The organism is uncultured Gilvimarinus sp., assembly GCF_963975215.1.
Taxonomy (GTDB): domain Bacteria; phylum Pseudomonadota; class Gammaproteobacteria; order Pseudomonadales; family Cellvibrionaceae; genus Gilvimarinus.
This window is the reverse complement of record NZ_CAXBFW010000001.1, coordinates 16,138-42,175: the sequence shown is the minus strand read 5'-3', so window position 1 is coordinate 42,175 and position 26,038 is coordinate 16,138. Positions and strand designations below refer to the sequence as shown.

25 protein-coding genes are annotated in these 26,038 nt (G+C 55.3%); 14 read left to right on the top strand and 11 right to left on the bottom strand.

Translation table 11 applies throughout. The features are described from left to right. The first annotated feature begins 11 nt into the window (after positions 1-11). The 7 genes from AAC019_RS00200 (at position 12) to AAC019_RS00170 (ending at position 5,696) form a co-directional block, all read left to right on the top strand. A complete protein-coding gene (locus AAC019_RS00200; protein ID WP_339896524.1) occupies positions 12-998 on the top strand; it encodes an ABC transporter permease in 987 nt (328 codons plus the stop codon). Between the two features lie 9 nt (positions 999-1,007). Next, positions 1,008-1,871, top strand: a complete 864-nt coding sequence (locus AAC019_RS00195) for an ABC transporter ATP-binding protein (protein ID WP_339896523.1) — start codon at positions 1,008-1,010, stop codon at positions 1,869-1,871. 81 nt (positions 1,872-1,952) lie between these two features. Then, the gene (gene modA, locus AAC019_RS00190; protein WP_339896522.1) at positions 1,953-2,657 is read left to right on the top strand and encodes a molybdate ABC transporter substrate-binding protein; all 705 of its coding nucleotides are present in this window, start codon (positions 1,953-1,955) and stop codon (positions 2,655-2,657) included. Further along, complete coding sequence (modB, locus tag AAC019_RS00185; RefSeq protein WP_339896521.1) at positions 2,654-3,316, top strand: molybdate ABC transporter permease subunit; 663 nt, start codon at positions 2,654-2,656, stop codon at positions 3,314-3,316. The genes modA and modB overlap by 4 nt, the downstream gene beginning before the upstream one ends. Next, positions 3,303-4,277, top strand: a complete 975-nt coding sequence (locus tag AAC019_RS00180) for an ATP-binding cassette domain-containing protein (protein WP_339896520.1) — start codon at positions 3,303-3,305, stop codon at positions 4,275-4,277. The genes modB and AAC019_RS00180 overlap by 14 nt, the downstream gene beginning before the upstream one ends. A gap of 142 nt (positions 4,278-4,419) precedes the next feature. Beyond that, positions 4,420-4,761, top strand: coding sequence for a helix-turn-helix transcriptional regulator (locus tag AAC019_RS00175; protein WP_339896519.1), 342 nt, complete (start codon positions 4,420-4,422; stop codon positions 4,759-4,761). Next, positions 4,758-5,696 carry a hypothetical protein gene (locus tag AAC019_RS00170; RefSeq protein ID WP_339896518.1) on the top strand — a complete coding sequence of 313 codons (939 nt, stop codon included), beginning with the start codon at positions 4,758-4,760 and terminating at the stop codon, positions 5,694-5,696. Before AAC019_RS00175 ends, AAC019_RS00170 begins: the two co-directional genes overlap by 4 nt. Before the next feature lie 7 nt (positions 5,697-5,703). On the opposite strand, the gene dauA is transcribed toward AAC019_RS00170, so the two are convergent. Further along, on the bottom strand, positions 5,704-7,467 hold the full coding sequence (gene dauA, locus AAC019_RS00165; protein WP_339896517.1) for a C4-dicarboxylic acid transporter DauA: 1,764 nt from the start codon (positions 7,465-7,467) through the stop codon (positions 5,704-5,706). A 177-nt stretch (positions 7,468-7,644) separates the two neighbouring features. Between dauA and AAC019_RS00160 the strand changes: the two genes are divergently transcribed. Next, the gene (locus tag AAC019_RS00160) at positions 7,645-8,586 is read left to right on the top strand and encodes a transporter substrate-binding domain-containing protein (RefSeq protein WP_339896516.1); all 942 of its coding nucleotides are present in this window, start codon (positions 7,645-7,647) and stop codon (positions 8,584-8,586) included. 20 nt (positions 8,587-8,606) lie between these two features. Here the strand turns inward: AAC019_RS00160 and AAC019_RS00155 are convergent, their stop codons facing one another. Together AAC019_RS00155 and AAC019_RS00150 are read right to left on the bottom strand one after the other, a co-directional pair. Further along, entirely contained in the window at positions 8,607-9,269 is a 663-nt protein-coding gene (locus AAC019_RS00155; protein ID WP_339896515.1) for a class GN sortase, read from the bottom strand. Then, complete coding sequence (locus AAC019_RS00150; RefSeq protein WP_339896514.1) at positions 9,253-11,391, bottom strand: marine proteobacterial sortase target protein; 2,139 nt, start codon at positions 11,389-11,391, stop codon at positions 9,253-9,255. The genes AAC019_RS00155 and AAC019_RS00150 overlap by 17 nt, the downstream gene beginning before the upstream one ends. A gap of 216 nt (positions 11,392-11,607) precedes the next feature. Between AAC019_RS00150 and ybaK the strand changes: the two genes are divergently transcribed. After that, on the top strand, positions 11,608-12,084 hold the full coding sequence (gene ybaK / locus AAC019_RS00145; protein WP_339896513.1) for a Cys-tRNA(Pro) deacylase: 477 nt from the start codon (positions 11,608-11,610) through the stop codon (positions 12,082-12,084). Here the strand turns inward: ybaK and AAC019_RS00140 are convergent. After that, a complete protein-coding gene (locus AAC019_RS00140; protein ID WP_339896512.1) occupies positions 12,081-12,656 on the bottom strand; it encodes a TetR/AcrR family transcriptional regulator in 576 nt (191 codons plus the stop codon). The genes ybaK and AAC019_RS00140 overlap by 4 nt on opposite strands. Before the next feature lie 180 nt (positions 12,657-12,836). On the opposite strand from AAC019_RS00140, the gene AAC019_RS00135 reads away from it, so the two are divergent. The 3 genes from AAC019_RS00135 (at position 12,837) to AAC019_RS00125 (ending at position 15,447) form a co-directional block, all read left to right on the top strand. Further along, entirely contained in the window at positions 12,837-14,279 is a 1,443-nt protein-coding gene (locus AAC019_RS00135; RefSeq protein ID WP_339896511.1) for a helicase HerA-like domain-containing protein, read from the top strand. Positions 14,280-14,352: 73 nt separating this feature from the next. Then, positions 14,353-15,009 carry a glutathione S-transferase family protein gene (locus AAC019_RS00130; RefSeq protein ID WP_339896510.1) on the top strand — a complete coding sequence of 219 codons (657 nt, stop codon included), beginning with the start codon at positions 14,353-14,355 and terminating at the stop codon, positions 15,007-15,009. 39 nt (positions 15,010-15,048) lie between these two features. Further along, entirely contained in the window at positions 15,049-15,447 is a 399-nt protein-coding gene (locus AAC019_RS00125) for a GFA family protein (RefSeq protein ID WP_339896509.1), read from the top strand. Between the two features lie 24 nt (positions 15,448-15,471). Here the strand turns inward: AAC019_RS00125 and AAC019_RS00120 are convergent, their stop codons facing one another. The 7 genes from AAC019_RS00120 to efp all read right to left on the bottom strand — a co-directional run bounded on the left by AAC019_RS00120 (position 15,472) and on the right by efp (position 22,904). Further along, positions 15,472-16,365: a neutral zinc metallopeptidase gene (locus AAC019_RS00120; RefSeq protein ID WP_339896508.1), complete on the bottom strand. Its 894-nt coding sequence runs from the start codon at positions 16,363-16,365 to the stop codon at positions 15,472-15,474. 75 nt (positions 16,366-16,440) lie between these two features. Continuing rightward, the gene (locus AAC019_RS00115) at positions 16,441-16,956 is read right to left on the bottom strand and encodes an ATP-binding protein (RefSeq protein ID WP_339896507.1); all 516 of its coding nucleotides are present in this window, start codon (positions 16,954-16,956) and stop codon (positions 16,441-16,443) included. 66 nt (positions 16,957-17,022) lie between these two features. Beyond that, positions 17,023-17,541: a DUF1697 domain-containing protein gene (locus tag AAC019_RS00110; RefSeq protein WP_339896506.1), complete on the bottom strand. Its 519-nt coding sequence runs from the start codon at positions 17,539-17,541 to the stop codon at positions 17,023-17,025. Between the two features lie 114 nt (positions 17,542-17,655). Then, the gene (locus AAC019_RS00105; protein WP_339896505.1) at positions 17,656-17,910 is read right to left on the bottom strand and encodes a hypothetical protein; all 255 of its coding nucleotides are present in this window, start codon (positions 17,908-17,910) and stop codon (positions 17,656-17,658) included. Between the two features lie 411 nt (positions 17,911-18,321). Further along, on the bottom strand, positions 18,322-20,937 hold the full coding sequence (gene ppc / locus AAC019_RS00100) for a phosphoenolpyruvate carboxylase (protein ID WP_339896504.1): 2,616 nt from the start codon (positions 20,935-20,937) through the stop codon (positions 18,322-18,324). A 425-nt stretch (positions 20,938-21,362) separates the two neighbouring features. Continuing rightward, positions 21,363-22,328, bottom strand: a complete 966-nt coding sequence (epmA, locus tag AAC019_RS00095) for an EF-P lysine aminoacylase EpmA (RefSeq protein ID WP_339896503.1) — start codon at positions 22,326-22,328, stop codon at positions 21,363-21,365. 3 nt (positions 22,329-22,331) lie between these two features. Then, entirely contained in the window at positions 22,332-22,904 is a 573-nt protein-coding gene (efp, locus tag AAC019_RS00090; RefSeq protein WP_339896502.1) for an elongation factor P, read from the bottom strand. A gap of 40 nt (positions 22,905-22,944) precedes the next feature. Between efp and epmB the strand changes: the two genes are divergently transcribed. Further along, a complete protein-coding gene (epmB, locus tag AAC019_RS00085; RefSeq protein WP_339896501.1) occupies positions 22,945-23,952 on the top strand; it encodes an EF-P beta-lysylation protein EpmB in 1,008 nt (335 codons plus the stop codon). A 101-nt stretch (positions 23,953-24,053) separates the two neighbouring features. Continuing rightward, complete coding sequence (locus AAC019_RS00080) at positions 24,054-25,847, top strand: hypothetical protein (RefSeq protein ID WP_339896500.1); 1,794 nt, start codon at positions 24,054-24,056, stop codon at positions 25,845-25,847. The last annotated feature ends 191 nt before the right edge of the window (positions 25,848-26,038 follow it).

The window sequence follows — 26,038 nt, the reverse complement described above, 5'->3', positions numbered from 1 at the left end:
AGGAATCCGTTATGAACCCTGCCATCGCAATTCGCCAAAAATGGCAACACACCGATCTCGGTAAAACTCAATGGTTGGCCATCAGCCGGGCAGTCGCCTTACCCATTCTGGGGCTGCTATTGTTTATGGGGTTATGGCACATTGGCGCGCAACAAGTCGACACCTCGCTCGGTACGTTTCCGGGGCCCGTCGAAGTTAAACAGCAATGGAATAACCTGCTCAGCGAGCATCAAGCCGAGAACCAACGCGAAGCGGCCTTTTACGAGCGACAACAAGAGCGCAACGAAAAAAAATTAGCGGCCAACCCAGATGCCGAGATCAAATGGCGCGACTTTAACCGCCGCCCCACGTTTTTTGACCAGATTATTACCAGCCTTATTACGGTAATGACGGGCTTTTTACTGGCGACAGTAATTGCTATTCCGCTGGGTATTTGCATCGGTTTAAGCAACAATATGTACCGTGCACTCAACCCCATCATCCAAATATTTAAACCGGTATCACCGCTGGCCTGGTTACCGCTGGTCACCATGGTGGTGAGTGCGGTGTATGTTACTGACGATCCGATGTTTGCCAAATCGTTTATCACCTCCGTGGTAACCGTCACCCTTTGCTGCCTGTGGCCAACCATGGTCAACACCGCAGTCGGTGTTGCCAGCATCGGCCAGGATTTAAAAAACGTTAGCCGGGTGCTGCGTTTGGGCTGGCTTACGCACGTTAAAACCATCGTTTTACCCTCGTCTATCCCGATGATGTTTACCGGCCTACGCCTGTCGCTGGGCATCGCCTGGATGGTGTTAATCGCCGCCGAGATGCTGGCGCAAAATCCGGGGCTTGGAAAGTTCGTGTGGGATGAATTTCAAAACGGCTCGTCCGACTCACTCGGGCGAATTTGCGTCGCCGTGTTAATGATCGGCTTTATTGGTTTTTTACTAGATCGCGCCCTACTGCTGTTACAAAGCCGGGTTAACTGGGACAAAAACGCTGTGATGCGTTAGGAGATCACTATGGACAATGTACATTTAGAGCTCAGCCGCGTGGGCATCAGTTTTCCAACCCCCAAGGGGCCTTTTTGCGCCCTTAAAGACGTCGATTTAAAAATAAAAAAAGGCGAGTTTGTCTCGCTTATCGGGCACTCGGGCTGTGGTAAATCCACCGTGCTGAATATCGTCGCCGGTTTATATCAAGCCAGTACCGGTGGCGTTGTGCTCAATGGCCGCGAGGTTAACGAGCCGGGGCCCGAGCGCGCCGTGGTGTTTCAAAACCATTCGCTGTTGCCGTGGCTAACCGCCTACCAAAATGTTGAGCTGGCCGTTAAGCGAGTGTTTGGCCGCAGCAAAAGCCGCCGCGAGATGCGCGAGTGGATCGAGCACAACCTGGAGCTGGTGCAAATGGGCCACGCGTTACACAAAAAGCCCGATGAGATCTCGGGTGGTATGAAGCAGCGCGTTGGTATTGCCCGGGCACTGGCTATGGAGCCGCAAGTACTGCTAATGGATGAGCCCTTTGGCGCTTTGGATGCGCTAACCCGCGCCCACCTGCAAGACTCGTTGATGGAGATTCAGGCCGATTTGGGCAACACCGTTATTATGATTACCCACGATGTGGATGAGGCAGTGCTTTTGTCCGATCGTATCGTGATGATGACCAACGGCCCCGCCGCCACCGTGGGGGAGATTCTCGATATCAATTTGCCGCGCCCGCGTGACCGACTGGCTCTGGCCGACAACGCCGAGTACAACCATTACCGCAGCGCCGTGTTACGCTTTTTGTACGAGAAACAACGCAAAATCGAGCCCATTGCAACACGCCGCGATAAAACGGGCGCCCCCGACAATAGCAAAGGTAAAAGCAAACACCACGCGGCCTGATCACGCCGATTTTCTGTGGCACAATAGCGGTCACTGACGCTCGCTACACCAGCGAACGTCACCGCTATCAGTTAGGTATCCATGAGAATATTCAGTGCCGCTCTGCTGCTTTTTTTTACCTGTCAGCTACAGGCCGCCGAGCCTTTACGAATTGCCGTGGCGAGCAACTTCACCCCCACGCTTGAGGCCCTGCTGCCGCACTGGCGGGCGCAGAGCGATACTCCCGTGGTTATCTCCAGCGGCCCCTCTGGCGCGCTTACCCAGCAAATACTAGCCGGCGCCCCCTTCGGGCTGTTTTTGTCGGCCGATGCCGATTACCCCAGGGCATTGCACGCCAAAGCCAAAGGTGCCAAGCCGGTCGTCTACGCCCGCGGGCAACTGATCGCCGCCTGCACCTTTGCCACCAGCTCCACCACCCACGCGCTAACCCAGGCCCGCACCCTGGCACTTGCCAATGCCCGCACAGCCCCTTATGGTCGCGCAGCCGCCCGCTGGCTTACACAATACGGCAAAGCAATGTCGGCCAAACAAGTACAGGCAGGCTCCGTGGCCGGCGCACTGCAATTTGCCGCCACCGGCAACGCCGATTGCGCTCTGGTAGCCAGCAGCTTTCAAACACTGGCGCCTGAGCTACACTGGTACCCACTGGACCACGCTCCGGTGTTAACGCAAGCGGCCAGCGTGTTGGATAACACAGGCGCTGCGCCCGAGTTTTTACGCTTTTTACTCAGCGATACAACACAACACTTGATACAACAAAACGGATACCTAGCCGCCACACCGTGAACGCCGCGATTTGGGTTACCTGCAAACTCGCATTAGTGACAACACTGGTGCTGTTCGTTATCGGCACACCGCTGGCGTGGTGGCTGGCGCAGGGGCGTGGGCGCTATTTGCGCACCCTGGCCGAAGCCGTCGTGGCGCTACCGCTTATACTCCCCCCCACCGTGCTGGGGTTTTATCTGTTGTTATTACTGGCTCCGGGTGGCGCTATCGGGCAGTTCAGTCAGTCGGGGTTGGCTTTTAGCTTTATCGGGCTGGTGATTGGCTCGGTCATTTACTCGCTGCCGTTTGTGGTGCAACCGCTCGCCGCCAGCTTCGGCCAGCTGGACACCCGCCTACTGCAACTGGGGCGCAGCCAGGGGCTCAATACCTGGCAGCTACTCAGGCGTATCGTCTTACCCGCCACCAGCCACGCCTTTGTGATGGCAGGTGCGCTGGGCTTCGCCCACACCGTGGGCGAGTTTGGCGTGGTACTGATGATTGGCGGCAATATTCCCGGCGAGACTCAGGTGCTCTCGATATTATTATTCGATGAGGTAGAGACCCTAAATTTTGCCGCGGCCCATCGCATTGCCGGCGGCTTACTGGCGGCCTCGTTCGTTTTGCTAGTGGCGCTTTACGGTTGGCAGCGTCACCGGAGGCACACCCGTGTGGCAGCTTAAGTTAAACGGCCATCACTGGCAGTGGCCGGCAGGCGAGTGGCTGGGCATTAGCGGCCCATCTGGCTGTGGTAAAACCCAGCTATTAACCGCGATTGCCTGCGGCCAGCGAGGGCTTTTGCAAAGCCCGCAACAAACTAATTTATTTGACTATCCGGCACATCAACGCGGCCTTGGTTGGGCGGTACAGGGCGCGCCTTTGTGGCCCAACCAAACCGTACACACAATGCTCGCCAGCTTGGCGACACGACACAATTTTAATGACTGGCAAGAATGCGCTCGCGAGCTGCACATTACCCCTCTGTTGCCACAATACACAAATACGCTTTCAGGCGGCGAGCGTCAGCGGGTCGCCCTGCTCAGTGCGTTTATCTGCGCTAAACATTTACTGCTGCTCGACGAGCCGGTCTCGGCGCTGGACACTAACGCCGCGCGTGAGGCGCTTAACTGCCTGCGGCGCTGGGCGCGCGAGCGGCAACTGGGCGCCATTATCGTCAGCCACCAGTGGCACGATTTAGCCTCCAGCTGCGATTGGTTGTATCAATGGCAAAACCAAACGCTTTGCGCGATCTCTGAGGCCCATAAACACCACGTACAAAAGCAGCCAGACAACGCCTATGCTTTGTGGTCGCTTGATCAGCCGCCTGGTAACGGACAAGTCTGGGTCAATGGCCAGACACTGGAGTGCGGCCCGCTGCCCGGGACGACTCAGCGCATTCGCATCGATGCTCACGAGGTCTCCATCGCCCGCGAGCCACCCACTCCCTCCAGTATTGCCAATACCCTGGCAGTCACCATTAACGCGCTACACCCGGTGAGCGAAGCCAGCATCATCGCCACTCTGGATTGGTACAACACTGAGCTCTACGCGCTTATTACGCCCAGAGCGGTTCAGGCGCTAGCGCTAGCGCCAGGACAAAAGGTGTACGCGCAATTTAAAGCCCATGGTATTAGGCCCAGCTAGTTTGCTGTAACACCCTGGAACCTAACCGACGCAGAACAAACGCCCCCTCTAAGCCAGTTCATTCATTGTGATTACCCTCTTGACAACTCAATACTGTGTGTCACATAGTAAATACTGTGCAACACACAGTATAGGTAAGATTTTGACGGACGTCGCTGAACGATTGACTAAATTAACCATGGAGCTGCGCCGGGGCCTGCTGGTGATGGCGGTGCTGGAAGCACTGGTGCAGCCGCACTATGGCTATTCGCTGCGGCGCTTTTTGCAAGAGCAAGGGCTGGAGGTGGATGAAGGCACACTTTACCCATTGCTGCGCCGGCTAGAAAGTCAGGGTTTACTTGCAAGCGAGTGGCAGGTGCAGGAGGGCCGTAAACGGCGTGTGTACCGGTTATCCAAAACCGGCGACTCTGCCCGGGTAACTATGAATACCGAATGGCAAAGCCTGAATAAAGCGCTGGCCAATATTACGGAGACAACACCATGAACTGGTTAGAACGCTATACCTTTGCGGTTAAATCCCACTTGCCTGCCAGTGTTAGAAACGATGTGGCCGACGAGTTGCTAAGTGACTTACAGGACGAGCGCGATTATCGCGAAGAGTCTTTGCGCCGCCCGCTTACCGATGACGAACTGAAAGCGCTACTGCGCGAACGCGGCCATCCCATGTTAGTGGCGGCTGATTTTCAGCCGCGCCCTACGCTCGTCAGTGAAAGCCTGTTTCCCATTTACCGGCAGCTGCTGCAGTGGATGATCCTCGCCATCGCCGTGGTGCAACTGTGCCTGATGGTGGCCGCCTTTGCCGGAGCCGGCGAAGTGCGTTTGTGGCAAGCTCTACCGCAACTAATGTGGAGTATTTTGCAAAAAAGCCTGTACGGCTTTGCCTGGCTTACCCTAATTTTTTACCTGATAGGCGAGTCGGTCAGCCGCGCAGACATTTTTAAACGCTGGCACCCAGAGTCTTTGCCTAAAGTAGTTGCCGAGGGCGACTATATAAGCCGCACCGCATCGGCGTTTGAGTTGGTGGTTACCGTATATTTTGCCGCGTGGTTAAACCGCGTGATACCGCAAAGCTTGGGGGACAATCCTATCCAGTTTGTTTTTTCTGAGCAGTGGGCAACATTACTGCCCTGGATTAACGCCGTATTGCTGGGCAGTATTGTGCTAGCGGTGAGCAAATTACTCTTCCCTTACTGGACGCGGCGTAAAATCATCACCGAGCTGGCGCTGTATATTCCCACGCTGATTATTGTGGCGGTGATTCACGGCTGGGATGCACCACTGACGATTATCACCGGTGCCGGCGAGGCGAGTAGGGAGTGGGCGATAAGCAGCAACTCCATTGCGTTAGCCGCTGCCGCCTACGTCCTATTTGCCCTTTACGACACCGTCCAAAAAATCAAATTATACCGGGCAATATAAATACGGGCTAAACTTTACTCTCAGTGGCCGGCTCCGTTACCGGCGGTTGATGAGGATCTTGGTCGAGCACCGCATCCAACGCATCGGCTAAAATAGGGTACACGGTAAAGTTGCCATTTTCGGCTTTAATGCCGGCGCGCACCATGGCCTTGAGCGGTTGAAACTGAATATCGGAAAATATCAGCTGGCACTTGCGTTTTTTACAGCGCGTAATAAACCCGGTTAAGCCGTCTAAGCCACCGGCATCCAGCAGCGGCACACCGTCCATATGCACCACCAACCCTTGTTGCTCTTTGGCAAACTCGTCCAGCTCGGCAAAAATTTTATCAGCCGCGGCAAAAAATAACGGGCCCGATATTTTAATAACCCGCCAGCCCTCGGGCAGCGGCCGGGGCACATGCTTTAGCGCCTTGGTAATATCGCGCGCTTTGGTCATAGCGGCAATATCGCGCATAAACAACAGTGCGGCGATCACCACCGCCGAGCCTATGGCGACCACCATATCCACCAAGAGTGTTAATGAAAAACACACCACAAACACCGCGACATCGGCGGTGGGCGCCGTGCGTATAGTGTTTACTATTTGTCGGCCATGGCACATGCGCCAGGCCACTATCACCACTAAGGTTGCCATGCAGGCCATGGGCAAATGTTTAAGGTAGGGCGACGCCCACAGCAAACTTATACCAATTACCCCGGCGTGAATCACCGCTGCCAATGGTGTCGCCGCACCGGCGCGAATATTAGTGGTCGAGCGGGCAAGCTCGGGCGCCGCACTAAAACCGCCAAAAAACGGGGCGACAATATTACCCACCCCCAAGCCAAACAACTCCGAGTTGGCGTGATAACGCTTGCCCGTCATACGCTCGAGCATTACCGCACAAAGCAAAGCCTCGATGGCCCCCAGTAAAGCAATGGTTAACGCCTGGGGCAACACCTCACCCAGCATATCAAAGGTCCAGTAATTGCCCTCGAGCCCCTGCCAGGGCAAAGCAAACTGCGGCAAAAAATTCGGTATCCCCCCGGCGGTGTGGCCAGGGTGGGCATGGTACTCAAATGAGCTGGCAATGGTGGCCACCGGGTAACCCCAATGGGACAGCAACAATGCCACCAACACGCCGGCTAGCAACGTAATTAAATGCGCCGGAATCGGAATTTTTAATTTGGGCCAGAGGTACATCACCGCAAACGATACCGCGGTAACCATTAATGTGGGCCAGTGGATGGTGGGTATATGACGCGCGATATCCCACAATTTAGCAAAGAAAAAATTTGGCAGCGGTTCGGTCAGCACCAAGCCGAATAAATCCGGCACCTGTAAAGTGGCCAGCACCACAGCAATACCCAGGGTGAAACCAAAGGTCACCGTATGGGGGATATAACTTAGCACCCGGCCAAACTGGGCAATGGCCATCAGCAAAATAAAACCGCCCGCCAACAGCGTGGTGAGCAGTAGCCCGGGTAGCCCATAAGCCTGCACGACAGGTTGCAAAATCACCACAAAAGCGGCGGTGGGGCCAGACACCGAATAACGCGAGCCGCCCAGCAGCGCCATAATCAACCCGGCCACCAGAGAAGTGTAAAGCCCGTGCTGCGGCGGTACGCCAATGGCAATGGCCAGTGCCATCGATAGTGGGATCGCCGAGATACCCACGGTAAGGCCGGCCATTAAATCGCCGCGAAATTTACTCAGGCTGTAGCGCTCGCGCAGGCAGCTGGCGCGCAGCGCACTGGCAACTTGCAACCCCTGTAGATGACGCCGCGCGGACATAGCTGCTCCTTGTGTTTAAAGACTTTTATTATACGTGTTAATCGCCGGCCCTGCGCACCGGTTGCGCCAGGCAGTGACGCGTTATACTATCCAGACAGTGCAATAATCTAATACCGCACCAGCGCCGGTGTGTCGGCAAGGCCCCGCCTGCTACCGCCGCGCAAAACGAGCCACATTATGCATGTATCAATCGCCACTCATGTAGCCACTGCAATTAAACGGCTAACGCCACTGTTGGCTTTTAGCGTGGGTTTTGGTTTGTTTTGGGTGCCCGTGACAAACGCCGAGCCCGGCCTCCGTACTCAAGCAAACGCCGTCATGCCAGTATCATTGTGGGCCAGTAAAAGTGGCCGTGGCGAGTTTGAACGTGCCCTACTTCAAGCGATATTAGAGCGCACAAAAGATCGCTACCCAGCGTATCAATTTAGCGTTATCCACGATTCGCTTGGCACCCAGCGCGGCCGACAGGTTATTGCCGATGGCGAGCAAGCCAATGTGTATGTCTCGGGTTTGCGCGAAGATAATTTCACTCGCGAGCAACAGATACTGATGGTGCACCAGCCCACAATGAAAGGGCTAATGGGCTACCGCGCCGCGATTATCCGCGCCGACGATGCCGAGCGCTACGCCAGGGCCGCCAGCGAGAGTGACTTGCGCAGTTTAGTCATAGGCCAGGGCCGCGACTGGGAAGACGCCAAAATTTTGCGTTTTAACCATTACACCGTCAACGACAACGGGCGCTTTAACAACTTGTTTGAAATGCTTAGCTATGGCCGTTTTGACGCCCTCTTGCTGGGCGCCGCCGAGGCAAACCAAGAGCTCGCGGCCAGCCCGTTAAAGGCACAACTTAGCGTTGCCGGGCAACCGATTATTTACTACCCCCATGCGATGGTGTTTCAGGTAAGCGGTAAATACCCCGAGCTTGCGCAACGCATTGCCGAGGGCTTTAAGCGGCTCATACAAGACGGTACCCACGAGCAATTACTCAACCAGTACTTTGGCGACATCATCCGGCATATCAGCGATAAAAACACTCGTATTATCGTGCTTAAACACCCTAACCCCAGCCTTATGCCCGAGCTAAAGCAACCCTTGCTGCGCCACCAAAGTGTGCCCTAAGTAAGACGTAAACAGCGTCGCTACAGCGTAAAACGCCGATTGTGAGCAAAGCCGGCCGCCGCGGGGACGCTATCGGCACGCACCACGTAACGCAGTGAGCCACCCGCACGCACCGCATCAAACGGGTAACAGGTAACCAGCCACAAACTATCCGCATCGGGGTTTACCCATAAATCTCCCTGCGCGGCATCGGCAATGCTGCGCTGGCTGATCACGTAGCGGCGCCACTGACCATCACTTGCCTGCCAGCGCAACACCTCGCCACTTTTTAGCTGCTGCAAAAAAGCAAAGTGCGTATCCCGGTGCCCGCCAATAACCCGGGCACCGGGTTGGCTGGCCGCCCCCACCTGCAGTAACCCCGGGCCAAAAGCCAGCGCCTCGCCGTGGCCACCGCCCAGTACGTATAAATCTTTGCGCACCCGGCCACTCGCGTCCAACCACTGTAAACGTCCCACCGGCTGCGTATCGGCCCAGGGCCAGGGCGCCACATCAAGCTCGGGGGCGTCGAGCTTTTGTTGCCAGGCTCGCTCGATAAGTACTTGCGCCAATTGCGCTTTTGCCTCAATGGCAAATGCACTGCCCCACTGCCAAACAAGCACCAGCAGTAACAGCCCACTTAGCAACAGGCGCCCGCGATGCCAACGCGGCAGCGGCGTACGGGGTGATTTACGCAGCTCGCACATTGCGCACCTCCCAGCTAGCCACCGCCATTAAACCCAATAACGCCAGCGCGCCTAACAGCCAGCGCCACGCAACACCCAGTGCCGTCTGCGGGTAGCCCACCGCCTGCATTGTGGCGCCGGCAGGCATAGCATTACTTAGCGCCCGTTCATGGGCTGTGGCTTCTTTGGGGCGCCCCGGAGTTTTATCCACGGCCACTAAACTCGTGTAGCGCGACATCAATTGATAATTAAGCGCCACCGGCAATATCTGCTCGCGCGCGGCATCGTTTGTGTCGCGGCCATTAACGTAAAACTCGTTCTCTAAAAAGGTAATTTTTTCCCGACCAAAACGCTGCGCTAACAGTGGCGGTGTTTGCGTGTCCGTCACCTCGGCATTGTTTGCCTCCCGAAGGCTTAGCTCACGCTGCCACGGTTTACCGGCGCTGGTACCGCGCACGGTAATTAGCGGCTGCGACCGGCTTGGCCAGGGCGCCAATTTTGCTGTTACTAACAGCGGCTCGCCCCAGTACAAATCGGGAATGCGCCGGGGAAACATTTGCACCGGCTGGGGCCAATCGATTGTAATGTTACGCACCAGCGGGCTTTTTAATTTGGTTAACAGGCCGGTCATGCGCTGCTCAATTTGTGCGGCTGTGGCGATCTCGGTAAAGCTGCCCCGGCCAAAATCGGCGGCGCGACGCATAAAAAAGCGGTTGGGCGCACTGCCAATGGCCACGGTAAATAATCGGGCATCGCCGAGATGGCGGTGAATATGCTGTAATAGCGCGGCTTCATTGCCCACACTGCCATCGGTCACAAACACAATTTGCTGCAGGTATTCATCGCTTGCCGGGTGGGCAAATGCCCGGGTTAACGCCGACATCATTTCGGTGCCGCCATCGGCGCGCATACGTTCAAGGGCCCGACGGGCGCGCTGCACATTGGCATCGTTTGCCACCACCGCCCGATCAAACAAGGGGCGGGTATCGCTGGCAAACAAAATCACATTAAAGCGATCCTGTGACGTTAAGGTATCCAGTGCCAGTAGTGCACCGGCGCGCGCCTGCTTAATCGAGTCGCCCGCCATAGAGCCCGAGGTGTCTACCACTAAGATAAGCTCGCGGGGCATTTTTTGCGCATCACTCACCTCGCGCGGCGGCATAAGCATTAACTGTACATAGCGATCCCCTTGCCACTGGTGCACAAACTGCGCCGCCACTGGCGCGGCTTGGGGCTGAGGCTGCCAGGTGATTTCAAAGTCGCGATCCATACTGACTTTACCGCGGGCAAACTGAATCTGGCGCTGCCCCTGATCGGCCCCGGCGGGCTGAGCAATATCCAATTTGTGAGTGGCGCTGTGCACCTGCGCCAAAGGCACGCCTGCGTTTAGCTTTAGCGACAAGGTCACCGGGTTTAGTGTCTCACCCGCGGCAACATGCTGCTGAACGGGTGTTATTAAGGCGGCATCCGGGACTTGATCGGTAGCCAGCGCCCAACCACCGGCTCCCGTGGTTAAGGCCTGCTCGGTGTTTAAGTCGCCCGCGACAACACCCGGAATCGCAGAGCCCGGGATATAACGCGGCGTTAAGGTTAGAGGTAAGCGCAAACGAAATTCGCCCGACTCGTACAATACCTGTTGGCTGTAGCCCAGTTTTATACGAATGGTTTCGCCGGGCGCTATGTTGGCTATTTGCTGACGAAATAAATTGGGCCGCTGCTGTTCAACTAATGTAGCTTTTTGGCCCGCCGCCTTTGCAGCGGCAAAGGTTTTTTGTGCCTGAGCTTTTTCCTGGATCTCGCCCTTAATAACGCGCTCGCCCACCAACATGGTTAGCTGGCTTACCGCACTGTCCTCGGCGAGCGGGTAAGTATAAGTACCGTTAACCCACTGCTCGGTTTGGTTTTTAAAGCTTTGCGTCACCAGTACACGGGCCTGTAGCCCTTGCACGTCGAGCTCGATATGCGTGTCTAAGTGCAGTGCATCCTGGCGGTTTTGGCGCAGCTCGGTGCCGGCTTGCGCCGCCGTTATAACCAGCCGGCCAGCGTCGTCCTCGGCCCGCGCCTGGGCGCCGATACCGAGGACGACTACCAAACCCAGCCAGCGCCACATTACCCCGGCAAAACGCCATTGTTGATTAGCCATTGTGAATCTCCCTGTACTGATGAGTGTCAATACAACCAGTACAACAGCACAATCAGCCCTTAGAGAGACTAAAGCGGGCGATCTGATGGGCAATTATGATCAATTGTGGCAACCGGTTTTTGCGCGGGGGATGGACCACTAGAGCCAGAAACACTTTGGGGGTATTATCGCGCTTTTATCTGGCGCCAACGCCTAAGAAAACTAAGGCTACACACCATGACTCCGGCGGTTAATGTTCTGGCACAACACCAAGCCCCCTACACACTGCACGAGTATCAGCACGACGAGGGAAGTACCTCCTATGGCCTGGAGGCGGCGCAAAAACTCGGCGTTGTCCCCGATAAAATTTTTAAAACACTGGTTGCTCAGACGCCCAAGGGAGGCCTAATCGTGGGGCTGGTACCAGTCAGCGGGACCTTAAACGTAAAGCAATTAGCCCGCGCCGCCGGCGTGAAAAAAGTCGTCATGGCACAACCGGCCGATGTACAGCGCGCCACCGGTTACGTGCTGGGCGGCGTCAGCCCGCTGGGGCAGAAAAAACGCCTGCCAACCTATATCGACAGCTCGGCGCAATACCATGACAGCATTTTTATCAGCGCCGGCCAAAGGGGGTTGGAGATCGAGCTGCCACCGGCCGATTTAAAGCGTTTAAGCGGCGCCACTTTTGCCCCGATCGCGCAGTCGGCCAATTAAGAGCGTTGGGTATTATCCGTTAGCTGTGCAATCGCCTTCTTACTCACCGCCAGCACCTGATCGCCAATAGGGTCATCGCCCAGCGCCCGGGCCAGAGCAAGGCCTCCCACCATCAGCACCGCCGCCTGCAAGGCGGCGGTATCTTGCTTATCGCGTTGATCGGCACCGGCGATATTGCCCACAAACCCTTTAAAAACACGGGCGTAAGCATCCCGCACCTGCTGGTTACGCAGCTGAATATCGGTTGCCAAAAATGCCAGCGGGCAGCTATTGCTACCGCCATCGGCACGCTCGCGGCTTAAATAGCGCTCGGTAATATCGGCCAGACTGGGGGTTACCGGGGTGCGCTCGAGAATATGATCGCGCGCGCGTATCGCGGCCACGGCGATAGCCTCGGCGTAAAGTGCCGATTTAGAGTCAAAGTGCGCATAAAAAGCGCCCCGGGTTAACCCGGCCGCCGCCATCACCTCATCAATACCTACCCGCTCATAGCCGCGCTCGGTAAACAGCATGGCGGCGGCCGTTACAATAGCCTCGCGCGATTGGGGTTTATGGGTTTTGCTCCATGCCATGGTACGTCGCTCCTACCAATTAACGCTTAGATTTAAGCTACCATCATACTCACCTCTAAAATATGTTCATCAACATATTTTAGAGGTGAGTATGCCGCTTGCTAACCGGCGGCGGGCCGCTTGCTATAACACCGGGTAATTTAGTCTATAGTCAAAGGCGACGTTTACCGAGGTAAAAATATGGCTTCACCACTTATTTTGGGCGGCGCTAACGGCGGCAATGTCTGTTTACAACCGGCACTGGCCAACCGCCACGGCTTAATCGCCGGAGCTACCGGCACCGGTAAAACGGTTAGCATGCAAGTGCTCGCCGAGCACTTCTCGCGCCTAGGGGTACCGGTGTTTTTGGCGGACATTAAAGGCGATTTATCGGGCTTAGCCTGCGCCGGAGCGCCCCATAAAAAAATCGAGCAGCGGCTCGGACAAATGGAAATCCCCGACTTTAACTTTAGCGCCAATCCCGTTCGCTTTTGGGACATCACCGGCGTCCGCGGTATTCCGGTAAGGTTATCTTTATCGGACCTTGGGCCACAGCTGCTGGCACGCCTTTTGGATTTAAACGATACTCAGGAGGCCATCCTGAGTATTATTTTTGACTACGCCGACGATCAGGGCTTTTTACTGCTGGACTTAAACGATTTAAAAACCAGCTTAAGCTTTATTCAGGAGAACTCGGCGGACATCCAGAAATCCTATGGCCGTATCTCCTCCGCCTCAGTTGCGGCTATCCGCCGGCGCTTACTATTGCTGGAGCAAGAGGGGCTGGAAGCCTTCTTTGGCGAGCCGTCGCTTGAGTTTGACGACTTAATAACCACAGATAACGCACGTGGCACCATCAATATATTGGATGCCCGCTCACTGATGAACACGCCTAAAACCTACGCCATTTTCCTGCTGTGGTTAATGTCCGAGTTGTTTGAAAATTTACCCGAGGTGGGCGACCCGGACCAACCCGTCATGGTGTTATTTTTTGACGAAGCACATCTACTGTTTAAAGATTGCCCCAAGGCGTTTATCGATAAAATCGAGCAAGTCGTCAGATTGATTCGCTCAAAAGGCGTTGGTATTTATTTTATCAGCCAAAGCCCCAGCGATATCCCCGACGATGTACTGGCGCAATTGGGCAACCGCATTCAGCACGCGCTGCGCGCCTATACCCCCAAAGAAAAACAGGCCGTGCGGGTTGCCGCGCAATCGTTTCGCCCCAACCCGGCGCTGGATACCGAGCAGGTAATTGCAGAGTTGGGCGTGGGCGAGGCACTGGTGTCAACACTACAGAACGGCGGTATTCCCAGCGTGGTAGAGCGCACTATCATGGCGCCGCCACGATCACAAATAGGCCTTATTAGTAAAACCGCCCGTAGCGCGATCATTGCCGCCGACCCACTGCTGGTTCGCTATAAAACAGCGGTAGACCCGGAGTCTGCCCATGAGATATTACAAAAGCGGCAAAAAGCGCTTGCTAAGCGGGCCGAAAAAGAAACCGTAAAACCCAAAAAATCACGCGCAAGATCCTCCCGGCAAAGCGTCGGCGAGGCTTTTTTAAAGAGTGTCGCCCGCAGCTTAGGCAGTGGCGTTGGCCGTAAAATCATGCGCGGGCTGCTAGGCTCATTATTAAAATAAAGCACACAACAATATGTTCTTGAACATACTGTTGTGATTGCTAGGCTCTCTACTACATCATAAGGAGCCTGTTATGAGCCAGACCGTTCAAATTTATGGCGCGACATTCAGTGTGTTTGTGCGCGTAGTTGCACTGGTATGCGAAGAAAAAAACATTCCCTATCAGTACAGCAAAACCCTTAAACACCAACCGTTCGAGATGCACAGCGAGGCACATTTTAACCTGCACCCATTTGGCAAAATTCCCATACTGCAACACGGTGATAACACTCTGTGCGAAACCGCCAGCATCATCCGCTATTTAGATCGCGCTTTTGGCCCCGAGACTTTACAGGGCGGCAACGAATGGGAGCGAGCACACATCGACCAGTGGTGCTCCCTGATTACACATTACATTGATTTTTATGTGGTGCGTCAGTTTATGCTCGAGCTGGTGTTTCCAAAAGGTGCTAACGGTGAGCCGCGCCTGGATGTGATTGCCGACAATCGCCCCCGTGCCGAACACGCACTGAATATTATTGCCCAACAGCTGGGCGATACAGACTACCTGGTTGGGGATCAGTTTAGCCTGGCCGATGCCATGCTAGCGCCCATGTTAGCCTACAACAAAGATGCACCCGATTGTATTAATCTGGTCAGGGCTCACCCGAAACTGCTACAGTACGCCAACAGGTTACAGGCTCGCGCCAGCGGCCAACGTGTATTAAGGCCTATGAGTGAGTCGATGTAGGTAAGTAGCCCGGCGCGACAAAAAAATTTAGGTAACACAATGGAAATTTCCGGCGGATGTTTGTGTAAAGCGGTTCAGTTTACTGTCCGTGATGAGTTTAGTGCGTTTCATTTGTGCCACTGCCAGCAGTGTCAAAAAATCAGTGGTGGCGCTCATGTGGCCAACGTGTTTATTGCCGCAGATGCCTTACAGTGGCAAAGCGGCGAGGCACACATAGGCCACTACACTGTGCCCGGGCGCAACATCAGCCATGGTTTTTGTAAAACCTGCGGTTGTCCATCACCTTACCCGGCCGGCGATAACACTCTGATTGTGCCGGTGGGGTCACTGGATCGCGCCCCCACCCTTGCACCACAGGATCATATTTTTTGGTGTGAGCGGGCCGGGTGGTACGAACAGGGCGTGCAAGCAAAAAAATATAACCGCTTCCCGGGCTAACAGACGGCTAACCATACACCCGCCCTAGCGCAGGCTGGCAAAGGTATCACATCGGGCGATTTCACCACTGTCAAAACCCACTTTAAACCAGTGCACGCGCTGCGCTGAACTGCCGTGGGTAAAGCTATCGGGTTGCACCGAACCGCGCGCTTCGCGCTGCAACCGGTCATCGCCAATGGCGGCCGCTGCCACCAAGGCCTCGTTTAAATCATCGGGCTCAAGCAGCTGCCTAAAGCGGTCGGCGTGGTGCCCCCAAATGCCGGCAAAACAATCGGCTTGCAACTCTTGCAGCACCGACATTTGATTTGCCTCTACCTGTTTCATTTGCCCCTGGCGCTGATTCACCATGGTCGAGATACCCAGCAAATTTTGCACATGGTGGCCTACCTCGTGAGCAATCACATACGCCTGAGCAAAATCCCCCGGCGCCTGGTGCCGGTTTTTTAGATCCTGATAAAAGCTTAAATCGATATACACCTGCTGGTCGGCCGGGCAGTAAAACGGCCCCACGGCCGAGCTGGCCTGGCCACAGGCCGACTGCACCGCACCGCTAAACAACACTAACGTGGGCTTTTGGTAGGCTCGCCCTGTTTGCTGAAACAGCTGGGTCCAGGTGTCTTCAGTGTCCGCCAAAACCACCGCGGTAAACTCCGCCAGCTCCTGCTCGGCGGCACTGGGTTGGTAAGAGGCGCTTTGCTGGCCGGTGGGCCCGGTAGCCGATAAAAACGGAATATCCACCCCAAGGTAAGACGCAACGAACAAACCGCCAATAATAAGCAGCACCCACTTGCCTCCTTTGCGCCCCAACAATAGCGGCAGCAGCCGTAGCAAAGGTGCGCCACCGGCACGGGTGCCCGATACCCGCTGCCCACGCCGATCGTCGATATTGCTACTGCGTCTGCGGTTTTGCCAGCGCATGGATCACTCCTTGATGCGTTACCCAAGAGCCTTAAGAATAGCGTCTAACCAGCGGCGCTGCAGCCATTCAGCGAATTATTCATACACTTTTAGAGTAAAACCCTCGGCCGGCGACGGCGCCTCAAAGTAGCGGGTCACTTGCGCAAACATCTCCGGCGTATCCGTGCTCGCGCGCCCGGGTTCAGTAAGGCGGCGCTGTTCGATGCGCTTGAGGCAAACAGCATCAGCCAAGTCGATATACACCAAACAGTGCTCGGCCCCCACCTCGCTAAACACCTCTCGCAGCCACGCCCGCTGCGCTGTAGTATTGGCGGGAAAATCCATCACCACATCCGTGCCCGCCAGCAGCATCGACTGCACCAACGTTTTAACCGGCGCTTTTAACCGGGCTGAGCACTCGACATAATCCGCTAAGGTAAATATCTGATTGGGATAAAGCGCCGCGAGCCAGTCGTCCTCGCTAAGCAGCACAGCGCCCTCATCGGCAGCAAGTTGCCGGGCCAGAGTCGATTTACCGGCGCCCATCTTGCCGCAAAAGAAGCTAAGGCTTCCCTTTTTTACTTGGGCCAATACATTACCATCAAGAGTCAAAGTGCTGTACCTCGCAATGCCCTTCGCAAAAGAGCCCCGCCCCAAAATTCCCTCGGGCATCTACCGTTAGGCATTGCGCATCATTTCTAAAACCTTGTTAATCGTATTTAGGTTTCGCCCTGTCGCAACAGCACCTAAACACGACTCTATGTTCGCCACAAGTTTAGAGCGGCCGATGCCGCTGGGTGCATGCAGGTAAAACACGTTCCCGACAAGATCATATCTTTCGGATTCGGCCGCATACTTTTTCAACTTGGCTTGGTCCAGTTTCGGTTTTGTTTTACAAAAATAGAAATGCGACGTTTTACCCTCTTCTGAGTTGAAAGGCCCATGCTCGATAGCATCAAGTAGCTCTGACTCCTGCAGAAACAAAACATCCGGCTTAAATCCATATTCACGCTCAACCGCAGTGACGATCTCTAACCCCGGCGCCGTTACACCGTAAAATACAACATTACCGCTTTGTATATACGTTTTAACATTTTGATAACCACACGACTCCATGAGCGCCGCCAAGCCCTTCATCGGAATGATGTTTTTCCCACCGACATTTAAACCGCGAAAAAATGCTATGTATAACGTCATGTATGGCTCTTTATAATGTAATACCGCGCACAGGGGCGGATCTTTCGCGCGCCTCATCTCCCTTGCGATGGTGTAATGATACGTTTGGTTATATGGATAAAAAACTATGGCGCCTCACTGCTTGCCAACGTAATTAACTGCGAAGACAACTACGAAACAAGCCATTGCAGCGACCTCCAGAATCGATCCTACCTTGGCAGCATTTGGGTAGACTTCCTTTAACTCTTTATAGAATGGCCAAAAATTGAATGCCGGCGGTCTCTTTCCAAGCTTTTTCTCAAAGCCATGAAGCACGAAAATGCTAAGGGTTGTAAAAACGCCACCGCTCACCACTCCAATTATTAGCAACGCATTAAAAAGCACTTCCATACTAAAGACCATATAACAGCTAATTAAGGCGACTTAGGCACGTTCTTCTATCAACCAACCCTCACTCAAATCTGGGTTAAGTTAGAAATAAAGGCACTTGAAAAAGCGGAAAGCCCATCATTTGTAAACTTTTTACCGGGAATAGCGCAGCTAATATCCATTAATATAGGCAAGTTAATTGTTTTTATTCTGTCGCACAAGCTACGTTGAACCATTGAATCACTCAGAAAGACTTTACCTCTATTAATATTACCCCTCGGGCAGAGTGAATCAAAAAGGTTCGTCGAAATACCCAAAAGTATCAGACCTCGAACGTCCGACATCAGACTCCCCAACAAAAAAAGGGGAGACAGCCAATAGCCATCTCCCCCCGTTCACCGTTTACCGTTTACCGTCATCCGGGCAACCCAATCAACCGGTATTGCGCATCCCGGCCGAGATGCCGGCCATGGTCACCTTAAGCGCACGCTCTAACTCTTTACTAAAGGGCTTACCGCTGCGGTGTCGCTTAAGCAGCTCGGCCTGTAAATAGTTGAGCGGGTCGATATAAGGCTTACGCACGCTGATGGTTTGACGCAGGATCGGGTCGGAGTCGAGCAGCTCATCCTGACGCTTAATACGATTAATCAGCACTTCAAGGGCCGCCAGATCGGCGCGCATTTGCTGACCCAGTGGGTGCAGCTCTTCGGGGACTAACTGCTTTTCGTAGTAAGCGGCCATTGGGCCATCGGCTTTGCCGATTACCATCTCCAGCAAATCCAGGAACGACGAAAAGAACGGCCAGTTGTCGACCATGTCGTTTAGGGTAGCGGGGGCTTGCTCCAGCGCAAACTCCAGCGCCTGACGCGCACCCAACCACGCGGGCAGATTTAAACGCACTTGCATCCAGGCAAACACCCAGGGAATTGCGCGCAGGCTTTCGATACCGCCGGTGGCTTTGCGTTTTGCCGGGCGCGAGCCCAGCGCCAACAAGCCCAACTCTTGCTCGGGCGTGAGTGAGCGGAAGTAAGGCACAAATTGCGGATGGCCGCGCACCACCCGGCGATAACCTTCGAGGCTGGCTTGCGCCATGCGCTCGATTAAATCGCGCCACTCGTCGGTGGGCGCCGAGTGCGGCTCCATAGTCGCGCGCAAGGTGGCGGCCACATAGGTGGAGAAACTGCTAAAGGCAACTTTCGGCAAACCAAACTTGTAGCGAATCATTTCGCCCTGCTCGGTCACGCGAATTTTGCCTTTTACCGAACCCGGAGGCTGCGAGGCCATGGCTTTTTCTACCGGGCCGCCGCCACGGCCTACGGTGCCGCCACGACCGTGGAACAGAATTAAATCAATGCCGTACTGATCGGCCAGCGCCACTAAGCGCTCTTGCGATTTGTACTGCGCCCAGGTGGCAGCAAATTTACCCGCGTCTTTGGCCGAATCGGAGTAACCGATCATGACGGTTTGCTTGGCATCGGTGTACTCTTTGTACCAAGGCAATTGCCACAATAACTCCATCACCTCGGCGGAGCGATCGAGATCGTCCAGGGTTTCAAACAGAGGGACGATTGGCATGTTCCAGCCCATGCCGCACTCTTTTAACAACAGCGCCACCACCAATACATCGGAGGGCTGCTGCGCCATCGAGATAATATATTGCGACAGTGCCTCGCGCGGCTCGCCGGCGATGACTTTGCAGGTGGCCAGTACTTCGCGGCCTTCATCACTCACCGGCCACTCAGCCGGCAACAATGGGCGCTTGTCTTTTAAATGCTTGAGTAAGAATTCCTGACGCTCGGACTCGCTCCAGTCAAAGTAGCTGCCCATATCCAAATAGCGGGTTAACTCGTCCATGACTTTAACGTGACGCTCGCCGTCCTGACGAATATCCAGCGGCACTAAATTGATACCAAAGCTGTGCACCCGGCGAATAGTATCGAGCAACGGGCCGTTGGCGATGTGCGGTAAACCCACGTCTTTTAACGAGCGATAACACATCATTAGCGGGGCCAGTAAATCGTCGCGCGATTCGATCAGGTTTTGCGGGCGAGAGGGCTCTTTGCCTTTTAACGTGGCCTCGGCCCAATCCCGCGTCGCCTGAATCTGGCTGCGCAGGCCGGCCAGATAGTCGCGATACGGTGTCTCGCTGTCGCCGACAATTTCACGCAGCTCGGCGCTTGCTTCGTACATACTTAAATCGCCGTACAGATTTTGCACATCGCTTAAGTACAACTCGGCGGCCATCCAGCGGCCCAGCAGTAGTACCTCGCGGGTCACATCGTGGGTGACGTTGGGGTTGCCATCGCGGTCGCCGCCCATCCAGGAGTAAAAGCTAAAAGGGTGTAAATCGATGGGTAAGCTCTGGCCCAAATGGCGGCTGCAAATGCGGTCCATATGCCGAATAAAATCTGGCACGGCTTGCCACAGGCTATTTTCAATAACGGCAAAACCCCACTTAGCTTCATCGACGGCCGTTGGGCGCTCACCGCGAATTTCATCGGTGCTCCACATCTCTTCCACTAAACGATGCAGGCGTCCCACCACTTTGTCTTTTTCAAACGACAGCAGGTTGCCGCGCTGTTGGTCAGACAGAGTATTCACAATTTGATCGTATTTACGGATCAGGGTGCGGCGCGTTACCTCGGTGGGGTGCGCAGTCAGCACCAGCTCGATGCTGAGCTTTTGCATCACCTCAATCAGGTTTTCTTTGCCGTAGGTTTCGGCAAAATCCAACACCATGGTTTTTAAGCCGTCTTCGGGCTCGGCCTCGGCGCTGGCGCCATACTCCTGGTCGGCGATATTGGCAAGGTTCAAGAACTGATTAAACGCCCGGACAATCGGCAGAATGTCGTTGTCGTCCAGCTCACCCAGCATCTCTACCAGGGCACTGGAGTCTTCGTTCTCGCTTTGGTTGATACTTTTGCCCAGCTGGCGAATATCTTCAATTTTGGCAAAGCGCTCTTCGCCTTCATGCTCGCGAATGGTTTCGCCCAGCAGCTCGCCCAATAATCGGACGTTTTCCCGCAGGGTTTCCGGTAGCTGTTGCATCTACTATCTCCATAGCCAATAAAGGTAAAAGGAACCTCTGAATAATACAGGTGTGTCACAAACCTACAGCAAGGCCACAACACCGCTCTACTATTCAGAGGCAACGTTCTATTTTACGGTAATCGCGCCCTTGACGTCAGCGCCAAGACCGCGCAATTTTGCTTATCCACACAGCCTGTGGACAACTTTGTGCATGAGCTTTGCGTAACCGCTCAAAGCCACCGGCAGCGCCGGCTCTGCGCTCACTGTGTGATTCTCACACAGTGCAAAACACAAACAAAATCAATAGTTTAAAATGCACCGATTCGAGTACTCGGCAACCAATGATGCCCGCTTTTTAGGCACAAAAGCACTTGACACAAGCCCGTTTACGAACAGCCTGCCGGGCTAAATAAGCCGCTTAAAAAATGTTTTGCACAATTTTGTTAAGTGCGGGAAAACTCAAAACTCAGGGCATCGCCAATGCGCGTCAGCCCTTGTTGACGCATTAACAGCCGGTCGACCCCCAGGGCAACACCCGCGCAATCGGGCAGCCCGTGGGCCAATGCCGCCAGCAGTTGTTCATCCACCGGATAGTGGGGCAAACCCAGCGCGCTGCGCCGGGCGATATCGCGCGCAAAGCGCTGACGCTGCTCGTGTGGGCACGTGAGCTCCCAGTAGCCGTTGGCCAGCTCCATAGCGTTGCCCGGCGCCGTGGCCAAATAGCCTTCAAAGCGCCGCGCCACGGGCGTGCCGTTAGCGTCACTCACGATGCGGGCCAACGCGGCCTGACTGGCCGGAAAGTCGTGCACAAAGGTCAGCCCAACGGGCAGCGCAGGCTCTAACTCATGGGTGACCAATAAATCCAGCCAAGCGTCTTTGTCTAACCCGGTGTCGTCGATCTCAATCAAGCTTTTGCCTAATACGCGCAACTCAGCCAAAGAGATCTCATGAGGGTCAATCTGCCAGCGGCGGTAAAACCACTGACGGTAACTCAGCTTGTGGATAGCCAGCTCGGGAATCAGCAGCGCCACCAGATCACCGACTTCCGCCATAAGCTCGTGGTCGTCCAGCCCCACGCGATACCACTCCAGCATAGTAAACTCTGGGTTGTGGCGCGAGCCGCTCTCACCGGCGCGAAACACTTTGGTAAGCGCATACATGCACTGGCGATACTCGGCCAGCAGCCGCTTCATAGCGTATTCGGGGGAGCTTTGTAAATAATAGGTGTGGCCCGCGTTGTGCGCTGTTATCGGCTCGATAAACGGATCGGTAACAAAGGTACTGGCCAGAATCGGTACTTCGACTTCAAGCACCTGACGCGCGTTAAAAAACTCGCGTATGTGATGGTTGAGCGCCGCCCGCGCCTGTAATAGCGCGGGCGAGCAGCTCGGCTGCCATGATTCACTCACAGCTTAGTCTTTAGACGCGCGGCCTAAGTATTCACCGGTGCGGGTATCTACGCGAACCACGTCACCCACGTTCATAAACAGCGGCACCTTAACCACAGCGCCGGTGCTTAGGGTGGCAGGCTTAGTGCCGCCCTGGGCGGTATCACCTTTTAAGCCCGGGTCCGTTTCGGTCACTTCCAGCTCAACGTGATTTGGCGGGGTGACCACCAAAGGCGCGTTGTTAAACAAAGTCACCACGCATTTGTCTTGCTCGCGCAGCCACTTAGCCGCGTCGGCTACCGCTTTGGCATCGGCGGCAAACTGGTCGAATGACTCCGGGTCCATAAAGTGCCAAAACTCGCCGTCGCTGTACAGGTACTCCATATCGCGATCGACAACGTCGGCGCCCTCCAGGCTCTCACTGCCGCGAAAGGTGCGGTCCCACACCCGGCCAGTGGCCAGGTTGCGCAGTTTAACGCGGTTAAAGGCTTGGCCTTTACCCGGCTTTACCAGCTCGTTTTCAACAATGTTACATGGATCACCGTCTAGCATTACTTTCAGACCGGTGCGGAAATCGTTGATAGAATAGGTGGCCATAACCCCTCTCGTAGACATTAACGGAAATTGAAAGGCGCCAATGATACATCGAACCGTCGCTACATGGCAGACCGAGACCTGGCAAGAGGCGCTTAAAAACGTTATTCGCACCCCAGAAGAGCTATTTTCGCTGCTAAAACTCGACCCGGCACTGTTGCCGGCCGCCCATTTGGCCAGCGGCGACTTCGCCTTGCGGGTGCCGCGCTGCTTTGTTCGGCGTATGGAGCCGGGCAATATCAACGATCCACTGCTGCGTCAGGTGCTGCCTATTGGCGACGAGCTGCTGGCCGTGCCCGGCTACAGCCACGACCCTCTGGAAGAAAAAACCACCAACCCCCACCCGGGGTTGGTACACAAATATCAGGGCCGGGTACTGCTGGTGGTGACCGGCAGCTGCGCCATTAACTGTCGCTACTGTTTTAGGCGGCACTTTCCCTACGCCGACAATCGCCCAAGCCGCGCCCAGTGGCAGCAGGCGCTCGATTATATTCGTGCCGACACCAGTATTCGCGAGGTGATTTTTAGTGGCGGTGACCCGTTAAACGCCCCCGATGCCACCCTCAGCTGGTTAACCGACGAGATTAGCCAGATCGAGCACATCAGCCGCTTGCGGGTACACTCGCGCCTGCCCGTGGTATTGCCTTCACGCATCACCGATGAGTGCCTCGAGTGGCTGGCCCGGCCGCGCTTTGCCAACACTTTAGTGATTCATGCCAATCACGCCCGTGAGCTAGACACCAGCGTGGCACAGGCGCTGAGCCAGTTGCGCGCGGCAGGCGTCACCTTGCTCAACCAAACGGTATTATTAAAAGGCGTTAACGATTCGGTCAGCTCCCTGGCACAGCTCAGCGAACGGCTATTTGCCTGTGGTGTGTTACCTTACTACTTACATGTGCTGGATAAAGTCGCCGGAGCGGCGCACTTTGATGTGCCGGAGGCCGATGCAAAACACCTGCATCAAGGGCTGTTACACAGCCTATCGGGGTATTTAGTACCAAAGCTGGTGCGCGAAATTCCCGGCCATCCGTCTAAAACACCGGTGATCTAATCACCGCCGAACCGAGTACTCTATGTACCGCCAGCTCGTCACAAGCACGCACCATCCGCTATAGTGTAACGGTAACCTCAGAGTCATAAGCGATAGCATGAATGAATGAAGCCTTAACCGACGCCGCACTGCTGGCCCAGCTAAAACTGCCAGAGTCGGACCTTAAAAGTCTCAGCTTTTGCAAAAGTGCGACAAGCGCTAATGTCGCCCAGTGGATTGACGCCCAACCCCTGACGCAAACGCGCTATATCAGCGCGATTCTTTACGCGGCACTGCCCGAGCTGGCACGCCTGAAAACCGACGCGCAAACCCACCTCGATATACTCGATCAGGTGCGCCCGGCCGTACATGTGGCGATTCAGGGCCTGAGCAAAGCGTTTTTACATCAGCCCCTGATTTTACCCGAGCCGGCACGCAAGGCGGCCGTCATCGCCCAAGCGCTGCAAAAACACCTAAGTAACGCCTATTTAAGCGCTCTGCGCACCGCCTTTACCGAGCGCAGCAGCAACGAGCTGCGCGCCCGGGCACTACACCGGGCCATCACCGGGCTGGGCTTACTGTTACTGCGCAGCTACCAGCTGTACACCCCCACCATCAAACAGCTTTGGCTCGAGCTGCACACGCTTTATTTACTGGCCGAACGCAACGGCCTAAGCGAGCTAAAAACCAACGATCCGCTGCCCAATCATCAGGAGGTTGGCAGCGTCAAACAGGCCTACCTGCGTATCCTGTTGCTCGCCGCGGCCCGCCCCAACCAGCTGGGGCAAAACGATTTGTACAACCTGTACCTGTCGCTTGAGTCGCTCAGTGCCAAAGCGCAGCTGTACCCCGAGGGCGAGCAGGCGGCCGACGGCCTGTATGCGGTAATGCTCGACCACGACAAACCTCCGGTCTATCGCAACCGCCTGTCACTGTACGACAGCCAGCAGATTCGCGTACTGGACAGCAACGCTGTGTGCCAAACCTTACAGGCTTTACCCGACAACGCCACAACACGTTTATCGCCAGCGTTGACCGGCCATTTACTGGCCGCCTGGCAGCGCACCGTCGAGCGCAATTACCCGCGCCACGCAGGCAACGGCGAACTTGAAGTTACCATCGGGCTGGGCAATCTGCACTTTTACAGCGCCGGCGAAACACCTTTTAACCTGTACCTTAAAAGCCCTTCCGACTTAGGCCTGGAAGACAGCAGCGAAGGCCTGTTTAAACAGCGCAGCTTAAAGCTAAAAGACCGTATCAGCCCCAGTGCCGCCGACCCCTGGGGCGAGGCCTTTGATGTCGCCAAGCCAACACTGCAAAGCGGCACCCACTCCACCGTCAATGTGGAGGAGAATATTCGCCGGGCCAGCCGGGCCAAGTACCGCGGTGAGCACCCGATCGATAAAGTCGCCGTCATTGATGTCAGCGCCGGAGGTTATTGCCTCGAGTGGCACGGCGCCAGCCCCGCCGGCCTTAAGGCTGGCGAGCTGCTAGGGGTGCGAGAGCCCGGTCGCCACAAGTGGGGCATTGCCGCCGTGCGCTGGGTACAGCAGGCGCGCAACACCACTCAGGTAGGGATACAAATGCTCGCCCCACAGGCGCAACCGGCGGCAGCGGCCATCGTGCAAAAAACCGGCGACTACGCCGAGTACCAGAGGGTACTGGCACTGCCGGCCCAACGCCTGGCCAATCAACCGGCCAGCTTGCTGACCAACGCGGTCAGTTTTCGCGAACTGCAAAAAATAAGGCTTTATCAGGACGGCGGCGTTACCAGCTTGCAGCTAACACGCCGGCTATTTTCTACCGGCATCATCAGCCAGTTCGCCTACAAGGTACTGGCGAGCGCCGAACCGGCTCAAGATGAGCAAACCCGGCCCAAGACTAATTTTGCCGCCCTGTGGGACAGTAAAGATTAACCATCCGCCCCCGGTATTATGCAAGCTGGGGACGGCCGTAAAAGCGTCGACCTCGTCGCATTTTTCAACAGGCAGTATGACAAGCCTGTAGCAATAAGCGTACAAGTGTTGAGGTCAGTGAATATTCGGGTAATATAGTTGCCTCTTCTATAAGTGCCAGTTTGCAAGCGGTAGCCGACTACCGGCTCGAA

Bases quoted from the DNA above. Each gene is read 5' to 3' on its own strand.
- AAC019_RS00200 (WP_339896524.1), top strand. From the start codon at position 12: ATGAACCCTGCCATCGCAATTCGCCAAAAATGGCAACACACCGATCTC.
- AAC019_RS00195 (WP_339896523.1), top strand. From the start codon at position 1,008: ATGGACAATGTACATTTAGAGCTCAGCCGCGTGGGCATCAGTTTTCCA.
- modA (WP_339896522.1), top strand. From the start codon at position 1,953: ATGAGAATATTCAGTGCCGCTCTGCTGCTTTTTTTTACCTGTCAGCTA.
- AAC019_RS00170 (WP_339896518.1), top strand. From the start codon at position 4,758: ATGAACTGGTTAGAACGCTATACCTTTGCGGTTAAATCCCACTTGCCT.
- dauA (WP_339896517.1), bottom strand. From the start codon at position 7,467: ATGTCCGCGCGGCGTCATCTACAGGGGTTGCAAGTTGCCAGTGCGCTG.
- AAC019_RS00160 (WP_339896516.1), top strand. From the start codon at position 7,645: ATGCATGTATCAATCGCCACTCATGTAGCCACTGCAATTAAACGGCTA.
- AAC019_RS00155 (WP_339896515.1), bottom strand. From the start codon at position 9,269: ATGTGCGAGCTGCGTAAATCACCCCGTACGCCGCTGCCGCGTTGGCAT.
- AAC019_RS00150 (WP_339896514.1), bottom strand. From the start codon at position 11,391: ATGGCTAATCAACAATGGCGTTTTGCCGGGGTAATGTGGCGCTGGCTG.
- ybaK (WP_339896513.1), top strand. From the start codon at position 11,608: ATGACTCCGGCGGTTAATGTTCTGGCACAACACCAAGCCCCCTACACA.
- AAC019_RS00140 (WP_339896512.1), bottom strand. From the start codon at position 12,656: ATGGCATGGAGCAAAACCCATAAACCCCAATCGCGCGAGGCTATTGTA.
- AAC019_RS00135 (WP_339896511.1), top strand. From the start codon at position 12,837: ATGGCTTCACCACTTATTTTGGGCGGCGCTAACGGCGGCAATGTCTGT.
- AAC019_RS00130 (WP_339896510.1), top strand. From the start codon at position 14,353: ATGAGCCAGACCGTTCAAATTTATGGCGCGACATTCAGTGTGTTTGTG.
- AAC019_RS00125 (WP_339896509.1), top strand. From the start codon at position 15,049: ATGGAAATTTCCGGCGGATGTTTGTGTAAAGCGGTTCAGTTTACTGTC.
- AAC019_RS00120 (WP_339896508.1), bottom strand. From the start codon at position 16,365: ATGCGCTGGCAAAACCGCAGACGCAGTAGCAATATCGACGATCGGCGT.
- AAC019_RS00110 (WP_339896506.1), bottom strand. From the start codon at position 17,541: ATGACGTTATACATAGCATTTTTTCGCGGTTTAAATGTCGGTGGGAAA.
- AAC019_RS00105 (WP_339896505.1), bottom strand. From the start codon at position 17,910: ATGGAAGTGCTTTTTAATGCGTTGCTAATAATTGGAGTGGTGAGCGGT.
- ppc (WP_339896504.1), bottom strand. From the start codon at position 20,937: ATGCAACAGCTACCGGAAACCCTGCGGGAAAACGTCCGATTATTGGGC.
- efp (WP_339896502.1), bottom strand. From the start codon at position 22,904: ATGGCCACCTATTCTATCAACGATTTCCGCACCGGTCTGAAAGTAATG.
- epmB (WP_339896501.1), top strand. From the start codon at position 22,945: ATGATACATCGAACCGTCGCTACATGGCAGACCGAGACCTGGCAAGAG.
- AAC019_RS00080 (WP_339896500.1), top strand. From the start codon at position 24,054: ATGAATGAAGCCTTAACCGACGCCGCACTGCTGGCCCAGCTAAAACTG.